Annotated in this window: 6 protein-coding genes; 1 reads left to right on the top strand and 5 read right to left on the bottom strand. The window is 67.8% G+C overall.

Going from position 1 to position 15,689, the window contains the following annotated elements:
- Positions 1-60 precede the first annotated feature (60 nt).
- Entirely contained in the window at positions 61-1,998 is a 1,938-nt protein-coding gene (locus F7R19_RS17120) for a PAS domain-containing hybrid sensor histidine kinase/response regulator (protein ID WP_150981384.1), read from the top strand.
- 1 nt (position 1,999) lies between these two features.
- Here F7R19_RS17120 and malQ read toward each other — a convergent pair whose 3' ends face one another.
- Genes malQ through F7R19_RS17145 form a run of 5 tightly spaced genes read right to left on the bottom strand, consistent with a single transcriptional unit; the run spans position 2,000 to position 15,522 of the window.
- Positions 2,000-4,330, bottom strand: coding sequence for a 4-alpha-glucanotransferase (malQ, locus tag F7R19_RS17125; protein WP_150981385.1), 2,331 nt, complete (start codon positions 4,328-4,330; stop codon positions 2,000-2,002).
- Complete coding sequence (gene glgX, locus F7R19_RS17130) at positions 4,327-6,474, bottom strand: glycogen debranching protein GlgX (protein WP_150981386.1); 2,148 nt, start codon at positions 6,472-6,474, stop codon at positions 4,327-4,329. Before glgX ends, malQ begins: the two co-directional genes overlap by 4 nt.
- Positions 6,475-6,516: 42 nt before the next feature.
- Positions 6,517-8,820 carry a 1,4-alpha-glucan branching protein GlgB gene (glgB, locus tag F7R19_RS17135; protein WP_150981387.1) on the bottom strand — a complete coding sequence of 768 codons (2,304 nt, stop codon included), beginning with the start codon at positions 8,818-8,820 and terminating at the stop codon, positions 6,517-6,519.
- The gene (gene treS / locus F7R19_RS17140) at positions 8,807-12,202 is read right to left on the bottom strand and encodes a maltose alpha-D-glucosyltransferase (RefSeq protein ID WP_150981388.1); all 3,396 of its coding nucleotides are present in this window, start codon (positions 12,200-12,202) and stop codon (positions 8,807-8,809) included. Before treS ends, glgB begins: the two co-directional genes overlap by 14 nt.
- Positions 12,199-15,522 carry an alpha-1,4-glucan--maltose-1-phosphate maltosyltransferase gene (locus F7R19_RS17145; RefSeq protein ID WP_150981389.1) on the bottom strand — a complete coding sequence of 1,108 codons (3,324 nt, stop codon included), beginning with the start codon at positions 15,520-15,522 and terminating at the stop codon, positions 12,199-12,201. The genes treS and F7R19_RS17145 overlap by 4 nt, the downstream gene beginning before the upstream one ends.
- Positions 15,523-15,689: the final 167 nt, after the last annotated feature.

The following is a 15,689-nucleotide window of genomic DNA, read 5'->3' on the forward strand; positions in this document are numbered from 1 at the left end:
AGAATCGTCACAGAGCGCTGCCATATTTCCATAGAACAATCCGAACAAAAGGGACTCCGCATGCCGGACCTGCAGACGGATGGCACGCCAGGCGTAGTCGTGCGCCGGGCGGGGAGGGAATCGATATCGGATGGCGCGCCCGCGCCAGGGGATCGCGCGCGTGCGCTGCTCGATGCCGTGGACGATACCGCGATCTTCGAGATCAGTCTCGACGGGCATGTCTGCCTGTGGACCGAGGCTGCACGCCGCACCCTGCTGTACACCGAACAAGAAGCGCTGGGCAGCCACCTGTCGCGCTTTCACTCCGTCGAATCCGCCGCCACCGGCGAGCCTGCGCGCTGGATCGAGGCTGCCCGGCAAAGCGGACGCGCCGAAGACCGCGGCTGGCGCGTGCGTCGCGACGGCAGCGTGTTCTACGCCAGCGCAGTGCTGGTGGCGTTGCCTGATGCCGATGGCGCACCCAGCGGGTTCGCCGTGGTCTATCGCGACATCACCATCCAGTACGCCGCCGAGGAACATGCGCGGCAGACAGAGGCGCGCCAACTTCAACTGCTGGCGCAGCTCGACGATACCGCGGTGTGCGAACTGAGCGCACAAGGCGAGATCCGCAACTGGAGCCCGGGCGCCGAGCGCCTGTTCGGCTATACCGCGGCCGAGATGGTGGGACAGCCGCTGTCGAGCCTTTATCCGGGCAACGATGCTGCGGCCGATGGCGAACAGACCGGGCTGCAAGCCGTGCGCGCAACCGGCAGCTGGTGCGGCGAGCAACGCCTGCAGCGTCAGGACGGCACAGTGGTGCGCTGCCGCATCCAGCAGGTGCTGCAGCGCGACAGCGCCGAAAGCCTGTCCGGCATCCTGTGGACCGCGCGCGATATCACCGATACGGCGCGGCTCGATGAACTGGAGCGCGCGGGCCATCGCGTGCAGGCGTTCCTCGCCATCCTGGCCCACGAACTGCGCAACCCGCTGGCGCCGATCCGCAATGCGGTCGACGTGATCCGGCTGACGCCGGGCGGCGACACGCGCATTCGCCATTGCGCCGAGATCATCGGCCGCCAGTTGCAGTTGCTGACGCGGCTCGTCAACGACCTGATGGATGTGGGGCGCGTCACCAGCGGCAAGCTGAAGGTGCAACGGGTGCCGATCCTTTACAACGACGTAGTCACCGCATCGATCGAGGCTATCCGCCCGGCGCTGGATGCGGCCAGCCAGACGCTGACGGTCACGCTGCCGCCCGGGCCGGTGTTCGTCAACGGCGACGCGGCCCGGCTGGAACAGGTCATGTCGAACCTGCTCAGCAATGCCACCAAGTACACGCCGCGCGGCGGCACGGTGACGGTGCGCGTCAGGGCCGACGATGGCCAGGTGATCACTACCATCAGCGATACGGGACGCGGTATTGCCGATGCGGCGCTCGAGCGCATCTTTCATCTGTTCGCGCAGGAGGGCGATGCCGACACCGCGCGCAGCGGGCTCGGCATCGGCCTGGCCCTGGCGCGCGCGGTGGTCGATGCGCATGGCGGCGCGATCCGGGCCAGCAGCGCGGGCGAAGGTCGCGGCAGCACGTTCACGGTGATCCTGCCCGAGGTCGAAATGGATGGCGCCGGCATGCAGCGCGCCAGCCCGGCCACATGCACGGGCCAGCGCATCCTGATCGTCGACGACAGCGCCGATTCGGCAGACAGCATGGCCGAGTTGCTGATCGTGCTGGGACACGACGCGCGGCCGGCTTACACCGGCCTGCGCGCGCTGGAGATGTTGCGCGACTTCACGCCCGACGTGGTGCTGCTGGATCTGGAAATGCCGGACATGAGCGGCTTCGAAGTGCTGGCGGTGCTGCGCCGCGAGCATCCCGGCCTGCGTGTGTTCGCTCTGACCGGCCGCGGCACGCCCGAGGACCGGCGACTGACCGAATCCGCCGGCTTCGACGCGCATCTGGTCAAGCCACTGACCGTGGAGGCGCTGTGCCGCGCGCTGGCCGGAGACCTCCGCGCGTGATTTACCCATCGCTGCGCTTGCCGGTATGCGTTGCGCTCGCGCTGGCCTCTTCGCCATTGGCGGTCAGCGCCGCAATACGGCGCCGCACTTCGGGACGGTCGAACACGTTGCGCACGTCGGCGTCGATGCGCCGTTGCCAGTTGGGGTGATCGGCGATCGTACCGGGCAGGTTGGGCTGCTCACGCAGCGCAAGCAGGTCTTCCATCGGCGCCAGGCGCAGCGGTGTCGCGGCGCGCCCGAGCCACTGCAGCACGAGATCGACCGGCGCGGCTTGCGGCGGCGGTTCGTCGCCATGCGCCACGCCTGCGTCGCACATCGCCTGCCATAGCGCGCTGCGCTCACGCGCGCGCGCCGCCATGGCCGACGCTTCGGTTTCATCGGCGCCCAACTGCCGCAGGCGCGCGCGCCACGCGATGTCGTTGCCGGACCACCATCCGACGATGGTCGGCAGATCGTGCGTGGTGGTCGTGGCCACCGCTTGCGCGGGCCATTGCCACGGCGGCAGGAACGGCGCGGACGCATCGGCGTCTTCATCGGCGTCTTTATCGACGCACGCTTCATCGGATGCCTTGGTGCCCGTGTCGGCGGATTGCGGCGTCGCCGCTTCTTTGGCCGCATCCTCTGCCCCAGCCGCGTCGTCATCCTGCGCCGCGCGTTCGAACCACAGCACGTCGATGCCAAGCACGCCGCGTGCTTCGAGCGCGGCGTTCAGCGTTTCCGGCACGGTGCCGAGGTTTTCGCCGATGATGATCGCGCGGTGCCGCCAGGACTCGATCGCCACCAGGCGCAGCAGATCGTCGAGCGGATATGACAGATAGGCGCCGGCGCTGGCGGGCGCGCCCGACGGCACCAGCCAGATGCGCGCCAGGCCCAGCACGTGGTCGATGCGCAAGCCGCCCGCGTGGGCCAGATTGGCGCGCAGCATCTCGATGAATGCGGCGTAGCCATGGCGACGCAATCCGCGCGGCGAGAACACGGCCACGCCCCAGTCCTGACCCAGCGGGTTATAGAGATCGGGCGGCGCGCCTGCATGGCAGCCGTTGATGATTTCGGTCTGGCGCGTCCATGCATGGCTGCCGCCAGGGTCTGTGCCGACGGCCAGATCGGCAATTACGCCGATCGCCATGCCCGCGCGGCGCGCACGCTGCTGCGCGTCGTCGAGCCCGTCGGCAGCCAGCCATTGGACGAAGGTGTGAAAGCCGATGGCGTCGGGATGCTCGGTCGCAAACGCGGTAACGGCCGCGCCGTTCGGTGAGCGCAATGCCACTGGCCAGCGTCGCCAGTCGGCCGCGTCGGCGATGGCTTCTTGCAAGGATTCAGGCGAGAGGCCGCCAGCGGCTTCGCGCTCGCGCACGTCGGCAAGGCGCGCGTTTTGAATCGCTTCGAAGCACGCATGGGCCAGCAGCGCATTGCCGCCGCGCGCACGGAATGCGGCAAATGCCTGACGTTGCGTGGTGCTGAGCAGCGTGTCATGCCGCTCCCACAATGCGCGCAGCAGCGCATGGCGTGCGTGCGCCAGCGCCGGCCAGTCGATTTCCGCGCGCCGCTCGGCCAGTGCCAGCGCGTCGCCCAGGCCCAGCGCGGCAATCGCGTCGGCCACGGCCTGTTGGCCGAACACACGCGCGGGATCGGCGTACAGCGCATTGAAAAAGATCCGGCTCGATGGCGAGTACGGGCTGTAGCGTTCGGGCAGGCCCATGAAGCCCGCGTGCAGCGGGTTGATCGCCACCGCATCGGCGCCGGCACGCGCCGCGGCTTCGGCGCAAAGTGCCAGCGTGCTCAGGTCGCCCAGTCCCGTATCGGCGCCGCGCCGCAGGCCGTAGAGCTGGACGGAGACGCCCCAAGGTTTGCGCGCCTGCGCCGCGCGCGGCGAAGCGGCTAGTGCGTCGGCCACGCCAAAGCATCGCGGCGGCGCCACCGCCACGATGGTTTCGGCATCGCCCAGCAACAGACGGTGATAGCCCCACTGCGCAATCGGCTCGATCTGCATGGCGCTCTCGCTGATGCGCTGCGCCACGCCCTCGATGATCGTCCCGTCCTCGAGATCGAGACGATAGGGCCGCTGCGGCACGGTATGCGCCCACGGCACGATCACGGGCTGATGCTGATCGGCGGTGATCAGCGGTGGCAGCGGCTGCGCGCCGTCGTCAGCAGCCAGCCGCGCGTGCGACGCCGCGCATTCGCCGGCGGATCCACACGGCAGCTCCAGCGCCGTGAGCACCGCGCGCAGGGCCTCGTCGGTCAACGCCTGCGGCCGGTTCCACGCATCGCGCCAGTGCACCTGCAGGCCCGCGCGCGCTGCCAGTTGACGGAGCGGATCGCCGGTGGTCATTGCGATGGACCCTCGTCCTTGGGCACGGCAGCCGCCAGCAGCGCCACGCTGTGCGCCGCCACCTTGTACGCGGGACGGCCTTCCTCGTCGGCCGGCACCGGATCGTCCTCCAGATCGGGCGCAGCGCTATCGAACAACAGACGCCAGTCCTCGCCCGGCGCTGGCGTGCGGAATACTACGTCCTCGTGGGTGGCGTTCAGACACAGCAGGATGACTTCGACCTCTTCCTGCGCCGTGTGCGTGGCGCGGCGCAAGGCCAGCGTGCGCTCTTCCGGGTTGGCCCATTGGTCGCTGTTCAGCTCGTTGCCATCGGGGCCGAACCACGCAATATCGGGCAAGCCCGGCGCCGGTTGCGAGCGTCCGTGCACGAAGCGGTTTTCGGTCAGCACCGGCAACTGGCTGCGCAGCTCAAGCAGGCGGCTCACCACGCGCAACATCGGCGCGTTGGACGGATCGCCCGCGTCATTCCAGTTGAGCCACGACAGTTCGTTGTCCTGGCAGTAGGCGTTGTTGTTGCCCTGCTGGCTGCGGCCCCATTCGTCGCCGGCGGTGATCATCGGCGTGCCTTGCGATAGCAGCAACGTCGACATCATCGCGCGCGCCACGCGGCTGCGCGTTTCCAGGATTGCCTCGTCGTCGGTCGGGCCTTCCACGCTGCCGTCCGGGCTCCAGTTGGCGCTGGCATTGTCGTCGTTGCCGTCGCGGTTGTCCTCGTTGTTGGCCTCGTTGTGCTTGTGGCTGTAGCTGACCAGATCGGCCAGCGTGAAGCCGTCGTGCGCGGTGATGAAGTTGATGCTGGCCCACGGCTTGCGATGACGGCGGTCGAACAGGTCCGCGGAGCCGGTCAGACGGGCCGCCAGTTCGCCACGCTGGCCCGCGTCGCCGCGCCAGAAGCGGCGCACGTTGTCGCGGTACTTGTCGTTCCATTCGGCAAAGCCGGGCGGATGGTTGCCCACTTGATAGCCGCCGGGGCCCAGATCCCACGGCTCGGAAATCAGCTTCACGCGCGACAGCACCGGATCCTGCAGCAACGCATCGAAGAAACCGCAATTGGGATCGAAGCCAGTCGGCTCGCGGCCCAGCGTGCTGCCCAGATCGAAGCGGAAACCATCGACATGGAACACCTCGACCCAGTAGCGCAGCGAATCCATCACCATCTGCAGCACGCGCGGATGCGAAAGATTCAGCGTATTGCCGCAGCCGGTGTCGTTGACGTAGTGCCGTTCGTCGCCCGGCATCAGCCGGTAGTAGCTGGCGTTGTCCAGGCCGCGCCACGACATGGTGGGCCCGAGTTCGTTACCTTCGCAGGTGTGGTTGTAGACCACGTCGAGCAGCACTTCGATACCGGCCGCATGCAGGCGGCGGATCGCGATCTTGACTTCATGGAGCTGGCGGCCGGACATGTACATCGGTTCCGGCGCGAAGAACGCCAGCGTGTTGTAGCCCCAGTAGTTGCGCAGGCCGCGCTCGATCAGGAAGCGGTCCTGCAGGAATGCATGGATCGGCAGCAGTTCGATCGAGGTGACGCCGAGCTTGTGCAGATGATCGATGAAGCGCGGATCGGCCAGGGCGGCAAACGTGCCGCGCGCCTGCGGCAGCAGATCGTCGCGCAGCATCGATGCGCCGCGCACGTGGACCTCGTAGATCGAGGTTTGCGGCCACGGATGGGCGGGCGGGCGATCGTCGCCCCAGTTGAAGCTTTCGTCGACCACCACGCTTTTGGGCATGGTCGGCGCGCTGTCGCGGCGGTCCGGCGTGAGGTCGGCGCGCGGGCTGTTCAGGCGATAGCCGAACAGCGCGTCGGACCAGCGCACCGGTCCGCTCAGCGCGCGCGCATACGGATCCAGCAGCAGCTTGTACGGATTGAAGCGATGGCCGCGCGCGGGCTCGTACGGGCCGAACGCGCGAAAGCCGTATTGCAGGCCAGGCTGTGCGTGCGGCAGATAGCCATGCCAGATCTCGTCGGTGCATTCGGGCAGCTGCAGGCGCTGCACTTCCTTGCGACCATTGGCCGAGAACAGGCACAGGTCGATGCGGCTGGCGTTGGCGGAAAACACGGCGAAGTTGACGCCCAGTCCATCCCAATGCGCGCCAAGCGGCCACGGTTTTCCGGGCAGCAGGCGATCCACGGTATTGCTCGCCATCCAAGAGGCTCCTGTTTGTGGTTGTTGTCGGTGTGGCGGTGATTACAAATCGGTTGCGGGGCGCAAGACCAGCGTCGCCAGCGGCGGCAGCGTCAGCGCCACCGATGCCGGCTGTCCGTGCGATGGCGTCGCGTCGGCCTGCACGCGCCCGCCGTTGCCCAGGTTGCTGCCGCCGTAGACGCCGGCGTCGGTGTTCAGGCATTCCTCCCAGTCGCCCGCAAACGGCACGCCCACGCGGTAGCCGTAGCGCGGCACCGGTGTCATGTTGACCACCACCAGCACCGTGTCGCGGCTGTCGGCCGCGGCGCGGCGCAGATAGGCAAAGACGCTGTTCTGGTGATCGTCGCCCACGATCCACTGGAAACCTTCGGGCCGGTGATCGGCGGCATGGAGCGCCGGCAGGCTGCGATACAGGCGGTTCAAATCGCGCACCAGCGAATGCACGCCGCGATGCGCGGGCTGATCGAGCAGCGCCCAGTCGAGTTCCTCGTCATGGTTCCATTCGCGCCACTGCGCGAACTCGCCGCCCATGAACAGCAGCTTCTTGCCCGGGTGCGTCCACATGAAGCCGTAGTAGGCGCGCAGGTTGGCAAAGCGCTGCCAGTCGTCGCCGGGCGCCTTGCCGATCATCGATCCCTTGCCATGCACCACTTCGTCGTGCGACAGCGGCAGCACGAACGCTTCGGACCAGGCGTAGACCATCCCGAAAGTCATGTCGCTGTGGTGCCATGGACGGTGGATCGGCTGGTGTGACAAATAGCGCAGCGTGTCGTGCATCCAGCCCATGTTCCACTTGAAATGAAAGCCCAGGCCGCCCGATTCCACACTTGCCGTGACGCCGGGCCATGCGGTGGACTCTTCCGCGATGGTCAGCGCGCCGGGGCAGCGCTCGCGCACCAGCGCGTTCATCTCGCGCAGAAAGGCCACCGATTCCAGGTTCTCGCGGCCCCCAAAGCGGTTTGGCACCCATTGGCCCGGCTCGCGGCTGTAGTCGCGGTACAGCATGGACGCCACGGCGTCGACGCGCAGCGCATCGGCGTGGAAGTGTTCGAGCCAATGCATCGCGTTGGCCAGCAGGAAGCCGCGCACCTCGTTGCGGCCGAGGTTGTAGATCAGCGTGTTCCAGTCCTGGTGATAGCCCTCGCGCGGGTCCTCGTGTTCGTACAGCGCGGTGCCGTCGAATTGCGCCAGCCCGTGCGGATCGGTGGGGAAGTGCGCGGGCACCCAATCGAGGATCACGCCGATGCCGGCCTGGTGGCAGCGGTCGATGAACGCTGCAAACCGGTCTGGTGGACCCAGCCGCGATGTGGGCGCGAATAGCGAGAGCGGCTGGTAGCCCCAAGATCCGCCGAACGGATGCTCGGTCACCGGCAGCAGTTCGATATGCGTGAAGCCCAGATCGCGCACGTACGGAATCAGCCGCTCGGCCAGGATATCCCAGCCGCGCCCGGTATCGTTGGCCGCGCGCTGCCACGACATGACATGCAGCTCGTAGACCGACATGGGCGTCGCATAGGGATCGGTGCGTGCGCGCTGTTCCAGCCACGCCGCGTCATTCCACTGGAACGGCGGCGCCATACGGCCCGCGCACGCCACCACCGACGCGGTGGCCGGCGGCAGCTCGGTGGCCTGCGCCACCGGGTCCGCCTTGTCGGGCAGCGCCTCGCCGTGCGGGCCGGTCATGTCGTACTTGTAGCGGCTGCCGCCCGCCGCGCCCATCGCCTGCGGCACGAACAGTTCCCAGACTCCGGACCCCAGGCGAAGCCGCATCGGATGCCGTGCAGGATTCCAGCCGTTGAAATCGCCGATCACCGACACACGTTGCGCGTTGGGCGCCCACACGGCAAAGCGCACGCCGGGCTCTCCCTCGATCGTCAGGCACTGCGCACCGAGGCACTTGCCCAGTTCCAGATGGCGGCCCTCGTTGAACAGATGCAGGTCGAGATCGCCAAGCAGCAGGCCGAACGCGTACGGGTCGGCGCTGATCTGCTCGCTGCCGTCCGGCCAGCGGACGCGCAGGCGATAGTCCTGGACGCCTGGCAGGCGCTGCGCGTCGGGCTGATTGCCGACCGGATTGCGGCCGGTCTCAGGCCAATCGGGCAAGCGGCCCGCGAACACGCCGTCGGGATGCAGTTGCACCATGTCGGCCAGGAAATCCCCATGCGCATCGGTAAGCTGCATGGCTGCAGCGCCGGGTACCACGGCGCGCACCGTCATGCCATGTTCGTCGCGATGCGGACCCAGCACGCCGAACGGATCGGCAAGCCGACCTTCGCGCAGTGCATCGATGACCGGACCCGGCAGGGTCGGCGCGGGCAGGTCGAGCGCGGCGTCATTGCTGGCCATGATCGTCTCCCAGAAGTCTGCGGACCAGACGCGCCAGCCCGCTGGTGGGCAGGTCGATCCACGCCACGCGATTGGCCGCTTCATAGCCCACCTCGTAGGCCGCGCGTTCCAGCAGGAACAGGTCGAGCAGCGGATGCAACTGCTCCGGCGTGGCCCACGGTTGCGCAGCGGCCGCCATGGTTTGCGCATAGCAGTGCAGGAACGCGTTGCCGGCCGTGGCGCGAAAGCGGTCGAGCAGCGCGGCGCGCCGTTGCGCCTGCGCGGGCGGCAAGGTGGCATGGGTGCGTTCACGCCGATCGGTGCCGACCGTGGCCGCCGCGTAATCGAGCGAGCGCAGCAGGCCGGCCACGTCGCGCAGCGGCGACGTCTTGCGCCGGCGGAAGGCCAGCGGCTGGCGCGGTTCGCCTTCGAAATCGACGATATAGGTGTCGTTCTGCGCGATCAGGATCTGTCCCAGATGGAAGTCGCCATGGATACGCGTCTGCAGGCTGCCCGGCGCGGCCGTGGCGAGCCGCGCCACCAGACGCGGCAGTGCGTCGCGGCTGTCCAGCAGCATGTCGATATCGCTGGCGAAATCGCCGGTGGCCGACTTGCGGTGTGCCTTCAGCAGATCGAGCGCCTCGTTCAGCGAATGCAATGCCTCGTTGGCCCATTCGCTGGCATGGTCCTCACCGGCGGATTCGGGCGCAAACGCAGCGTCTTCGGCCGGCCGCGCCAGGACCGCATGGAGTTCGGCCAGACGCCGCCCCAGCGTGCCGACCATCGCGGCATAACCGTTCAGTGACTCGTCGAATTCGTCCTCGCCGTCGGTGGAGGGCAGCGCGTCGTCGATGGTGCGGCCCAGGTAGTCGAGCGTCCAGTCCCAGCCATCGCCCTGGTTGAGGATGTAGCCCTGCAGCAGCATCAGTGTATGCGGCGTGCCGTCAGCGCCGGCGCGCACCACTTCGCCCAGCAGCGGCGCGGAATGTGTGTAGCCGTTGGCGGTCAGGTAGCGCGTCATTTCGGCCTCGGGGTGCACGCCGCCGGCCACGCGCCGCACCAGTTTCAACACCGCGCTGTTGCCGTACGCCAGCGAGCTGTTCGATTGCTCGGCCGACATCCACTGCACCGGCTCGTCTTCCAGCGGCGCGGCGGCCAGGCCCGGTTCGGCCTGGAAACGGATCACGCCGCGCGCGGTTTCCGCCTGCACGCCATTGCGCATCGCCTTCACGATGGCGCGCGCGTACGATTCGAGCACGAAGCCGTCGGTGGCCACGCCGACGCGGCTGCCGCGGCGCACGCGCGCCATTGACAGGCCGTGCACCAGTTGCGGCATGCCGTCCGTGCTTTCGCGGTCCCACAGCAGCGCCACCGGCAGTTGATAGCATTCGGTGCGGCCCGGCAGCGAGACTTCCACTTCGCAGTGCCAGATCTCCTCGCTGTTGTCGACCTGCGCGATCGGCCATGCATAGGCCACGCTCACGCGTTCGATGCGCTCGCCCTTCGATGCAAACCAGCGGCGGCGGGCGAGGTAGTGGGGCAGCACCTCGTTGTTCAGCGTACGGCGCGCGGCTTCCGTTAGCTCGCTGCGTTGGCCGACGTTCTGCAGGACCAGCGTGACTTGATCGATCATTTGTTCGGGGGCATGCACGTGCCAGGCGGGCGGCGCCGCGTCTTCGCTCAGCACAAACCAGTAGAAGCCATACGGCGGCAGCGTCAGCAGATAGGTCAGCTGGCCGATGGCGGGAAACGGCGTGGCGCCTAGCATTTCCACCGGTACGCGCCCGTTGAATTGCGACAGGTCCAGCTCTACGGCCTGCGGCGCGCGCGACAGGTTGGCCACGCACAGGATGTGCTCGCCGTCGTATTCGCGCAGATACGCAAGGATCTTGCGGTTGCCGGGAAACAGGAAGCGCAGCGTGCCGCGGCCGAACGCATGGTGCTGGCGCCGCAGCGCCAGCATGCGGCGCATCCAGTTCAGCAGCGAATGCGGATCGCGCGTCTGCGCTTCGACGTTGACGGCTTCATAGCCATACAGCGGCCCCTGCAACGGCGGCAATACCAGCCGTTCCGGATCGGCATGCGAGAAACCGCCGTTGCGGTCGGGCGACCATTGCATCGGCGTGCGTACGCCGTCGCGGTCGCCCAGGTGGATGTTGTCGCCCATGCCGATCTCGTCGCCGTAGTAGATCACCGGCGTGCCCGGCATCGAGAACAGCAGGCTGTTCATCAGTTCGATACGGCGGCGGTCGCGTTCCATCAGCGGCGCCAGGCGTCGACGAATGCCGAGGTTGATGCGTGCGCGGCGGTCGGTGGCATAGACCTCCCAGAGATAATCGCGCTCGCTGCTGGTGACCATTTCCAGCGTCAGTTCGTCGTGGTTGCGCAGGAAGATCGCCCATTGGCAATTGGGCGGCACTTCCGGCGTCTGGCGCATGATGTCCGTGATCGGAAAACGGTCCTCGCGCGCGATGGCCATGTACATGCGCGGCATCAGCGGAAAGTGGAACGACATATGGCATTCGTCGCCCTGGATGCCGCCGTCCGGGCTGGCCGCGCCGGTGGTGTCGGCCGTGCCGCCGCCGCTGGCGCCGCCAAAGTATTGCTGCGCGTCCTCGGGCCACATGTTGGCCTCGGCCAGCAGCATGCGGCCCGTGTAGTGCTCGTCCAGGTGGCGGCGGATCTTGCGGATAACCTCATGGGTTTCCGGCAGGTTCTCGTTGCTGGTGCCCTCGCGTTCCACCAGGTACGGCACCGCGTCCAGGCGCAGTCCGTCGATGCCGATGTCGAGCCAGAATCGCATCACCGACAGCACTTCGTTGAGCACCTGCGGATTGTCGAAATTCAGGTCGGGCTGGTGCGAATAGAAGCGATGCCAGAAATACGCGCCGGCCTCCGCGTCCCAGCTCCAGTTCGACTTTTCGGTGTCGCAGAAGATGATGCGCGTGCCCGCGTATTTCTGGTCGTTGTCGGACCACACGTAGTAGTTGCGCGCCGCTGATCCCGGCTTGGCCTTGCGCGCGCGCTGAAACCACGGGTGCTGGTCCGACGTGTGGTTGATCACCAGCTCGGTGATCACGCGCAGCCCGCGCGCATGCGCCGCGGTGACAAAGCGCTTGGCCTCGGCCAGCGTGCCGTAGTCGGGATGCACGTTGCGATAGTCGGCAATGTCGTAGCCATCGTCGCGGCGCGGCGACGGGTAGAACGGCAGCAGCCAGATGGTGTCGACGCCCAGGCTTACCAGGTAGTCGAGTTTGGCCAGCAGCCCGGCGAAATCGCCCACGCCGTCGCCATTGGCATCGTAGAAGGACTTGATGTGCAGCTGATAGATGACCGCGTCCTTGTACCAGAGCGGATCCGCATTGAGCAGTGCGGCGTTGGCGCGCTCGGAGAGTCGCTTCATGCCGTTTCTCCTTGTTGTTGCGGGCGCACATACCAGAGCGCAAACGGCAATTCGTGCGGATCGAGGCGGATGCGCTGGCGTTTGCCGTGCCACGTGAAGCGCTTGCCGTGCATGAGGTCCTCCGCGTTTAGCGCGGCGTGGTCGGGCAGTCCCCACTCCCACAGCGGCAGTTCGATGTCGCATTCGCGGGCGGCGCGCGGATCGAGGTTGATGGCGGCCAGCAGCACGTCGTCGCCGAACTCGCGCTGGCGCACGGCCTCCGTGCCCGCCGCGCTGGCCGGATCGCACGGATCGGCGCGCACATAGCGGGCGAAATACAGCACCGCGTCGTCGCTGGCGTGATAGAAGCGCAGCCCGAGATGGTTCTGCAGCGCCGGATGACTGGCGCGAATCTGATTGAGCCGCGCGATCTCGGCCACGATATTGCCCGGCGCCTGCCAGTCGCGCACGCGCAGCTGGTATTTCTCGGAATCGAGATATTCCTCGCGCTCCACGCCGTTCAGCACCAGCGGGGCGCCTTCGCAAACCTCGAAACCGCTGTACATGCCCCACAGGCCGGACAGCAGCGCGGCCAGCGCGGCGCGAATCAGAAACGCGGGACGTCCCCCGTTGTGCAGGAAAAACGGGTTGATATCGGGCGTGTTGACAAAGAAGTGCGGACGATAGAACTCGCGCAACGGGCTCTGCGTCAGCTCGGTCATGTATTCGGTCAGCTCGGCCTTGGTATTGCGCCACGTGAAGTACGTGTATGACTGCGCGAAGCCCAGCTTGGCCAGCCGCGCCATCATCTTGGGCCGCGTGAACGCCTCGGCCAGGAACAGCGTGTCCGGATATCGGGCGCGCACATCGGCGATCATCCATTCCCAGAACGGCAGCGGCTTGGTATGCGGATTGTCGACGCGGAAAATCCGCACGCCCTGTTCGGCCCAGAACATCACCACGTCGCGCAGCGCCTGCCACAGCTGTTCGCCGGCCGGCGGAGCGGCGTAGAAATCGACGTTGACGATGTCCTCGTATTTCTTGGGCGGATTCTCGGCGTAGCGCAGCGTGCCGTCGGGCCGGTGCGAGAACCACTCGGGATGCTCGCGCAGCCACGGATGGTCGGGCGAGCACTGGATGGCGAAGTCGAGCGCGAGCTCGATGCCCATCGCGGCCGCCGCCTGGCGCAGCCGCTGGAAGTCCTCGAGCGTGCCCAGTTGCGGGTGGATCGCGTCGTGGCCGCCTTCGGCGCTGCCGATCGCGTAGGGGCTGCCGACGTCGCCCGGCTCGGCCTTCAGGCTGTTGTTCTTGCCCTTGCGGTGTGCCTGGCCGATGGGATGGATCGGCGGAAAGTACAGCACGTCGAAGCCCATCGCGCGAATTGCCGGCAGACGCCGGATCACGTCGTCGAAGGTGCCGTGGCGATTGACGTCGCCGCTTTCCGATCGCGGAAACAGCTCGTACCAACTGGCGAAGCGTCCGGCCAGACGATCGGCCTCGATCGGCATCGCGGTGGGATAGCGGCTGGCGAACGGCCGGCCGGCGGGCGTTGCCATGGCCGCGCGCATGGCGGCTTCGGTGCGAGGTGAAAGCAGTATTTCCAGGCGCAGCGCATCGTCGCCGGCTGCTGCGTCGAGATCCGCCAGCAATGCGGCGGCATCGTCGATGCCGCTCGCCTGCGGGCTGTTCAGCGTTTCGGCTACCAGCCGCGTGCCTTCCTCGATCTCGAGCGTGATCTGCACGCCGGCCTTGCGCTTCTTGCCGATTTCGTCGAGCCAGCTTGCAAACGCATCACGCCAGGCTTCGACCGTGAACTCATGGCGTCCCAGCGCCACCATCGGAATGCTGCCGCGCCAGCGGTCGTTGTCCACGTGCGTCATCGGCGCGGCGTGCCACTCCTGGTCGCCCGGGCCGCGCCACAGCACCGCCGCGGCCAGCTTGTCGTGACCGTCCATCCAGATGTCGGCGGTTACCTCCACGCGCTCGCCGACCACGCGGCGCACGGCAAAGCGGCCGTTGTCGACGCTGGGCGAGAGATTTTCGATGGCCACGCGCGGAGCGGCCAGCGCCGACGCCAGCGCGCGGTTAGTGGTCTTGCGCCCGTTGGGCGCGCGCTTTGGCGCGGCAGCCGCAGGCGCGGGCCGGGCTTCGTACAGGCGGATGTCGGCGGGCGGCAATGTGATGGTGCTGGAAGGATCGAGCGGCGTATCGGCTTCCAGCGCGCTGCCCGGGCCGCCTGCGGCGGGTGTCAGCGTGGCGGCCGGCTGCGGCAAGGCGCCCAGCACGCGGTCCGCGCCCAGGCAGGCGGGCTCCAGCGGGCAGGGATTGACCACCACCGTAAGCGCCGGTGCGGCGGGCGCGCCATTGGCGGCATACCTCGGCACGCGCGCCAGTACCGTCAGCGGGGCGCCGGGGCCGCTGACGTGCCGGATGGCAACGGCCGGTTCGGGATCGCGCGCGGTCAGCCACGCGTTGGCCTGCATCAGTTCGTGCGTGAGATCGTAAGGCGCGTCGACGATGTCGCCGGCTGGGCCGTCGCCCTGTCCCGCAGAGGACACGGCACTGCCATCGAAGCTGGCGGCCTGCGCTGCGGCAGCGCCCGTTTCATACCCGGCCGGCACCAGCCAGCCGTCGCCGATGGCGGCGGCGGTCCAGAGCGCGCGGCGCGCAGCCAGCACGTCGACGCCGTCGGGCGCCAGCGCCGGCGCCGCCAGCACGCGGCCGAAGCGGCGCAGCCGGGCGATCTCCTCGGTCAGCCAGGCGCTGCGATAGTCCCACCAGGGCAGCGACGAGAACGCGCCGTCGAACGGCACGCTGGCGAGCTCTTCGAGTTGCGCGGGCGAAGTGCCGGGCGTCCAGGCCAGGAACAGCGCGTCGCCCTGACGCCGCACGGTTTCGATCAGTTCGGTCCAGTGTCTAGCGGCCACGCGCGCCGGGGCACGGCAGCAGAAACCGGCCGCGCCGGCCTGGACGGCGTCGCCAAGCTGCGCGCTCCACCACGCCACCAGTTGCTCGGCAATCGCGTCGTCGAACCATCGCGCGCGCACGCCGGGCAGATGACTGTCCGTAGCGTCGGGGCTGCCCGACGGACGCGCGTGATCGACCCAGCCGTCATGCTGGCCGGCGATGTTCGACGGCAGTCGATCGAGCGCCAGATCGAGCAGCGGGGCAAGCCCTTCGGCGCGGCAGGCCTGTAGCGCCTGGTGCAGGGCGTCTTGCGACGTGTGAGGCGCTGACCAGCCGGCCAGCAGGATATGGTCGAATCCGAGCGACGCGGCGCGTACCAGCGCGTCGCGATCCACTGCCCGGGCGTCCGTCAGATTGAGTTGGCATATGCGCACTGCAAGAGTCCTCTGGCCGTGAGCGCCCCGGGGCAGGTTGGGCGCGCGACGTCTGTTTCGTCTGTTTCAATTCGGACCGGACATGCGAATCACGTGCCAGTGTGCGCGCCGCGACAGGATTTTCAGCACGGCCGTGGTGGAGCAACGGAATGGTGGAGATCGACGGT

The sequence above is a fragment of the Cupriavidus pauculus genome, assembly GCF_008801835.1.
In the GTDB taxonomy this organism is placed as follows: Bacteria; Pseudomonadota; Gammaproteobacteria; order Burkholderiales; family Burkholderiaceae; genus Cupriavidus; species Cupriavidus pauculus.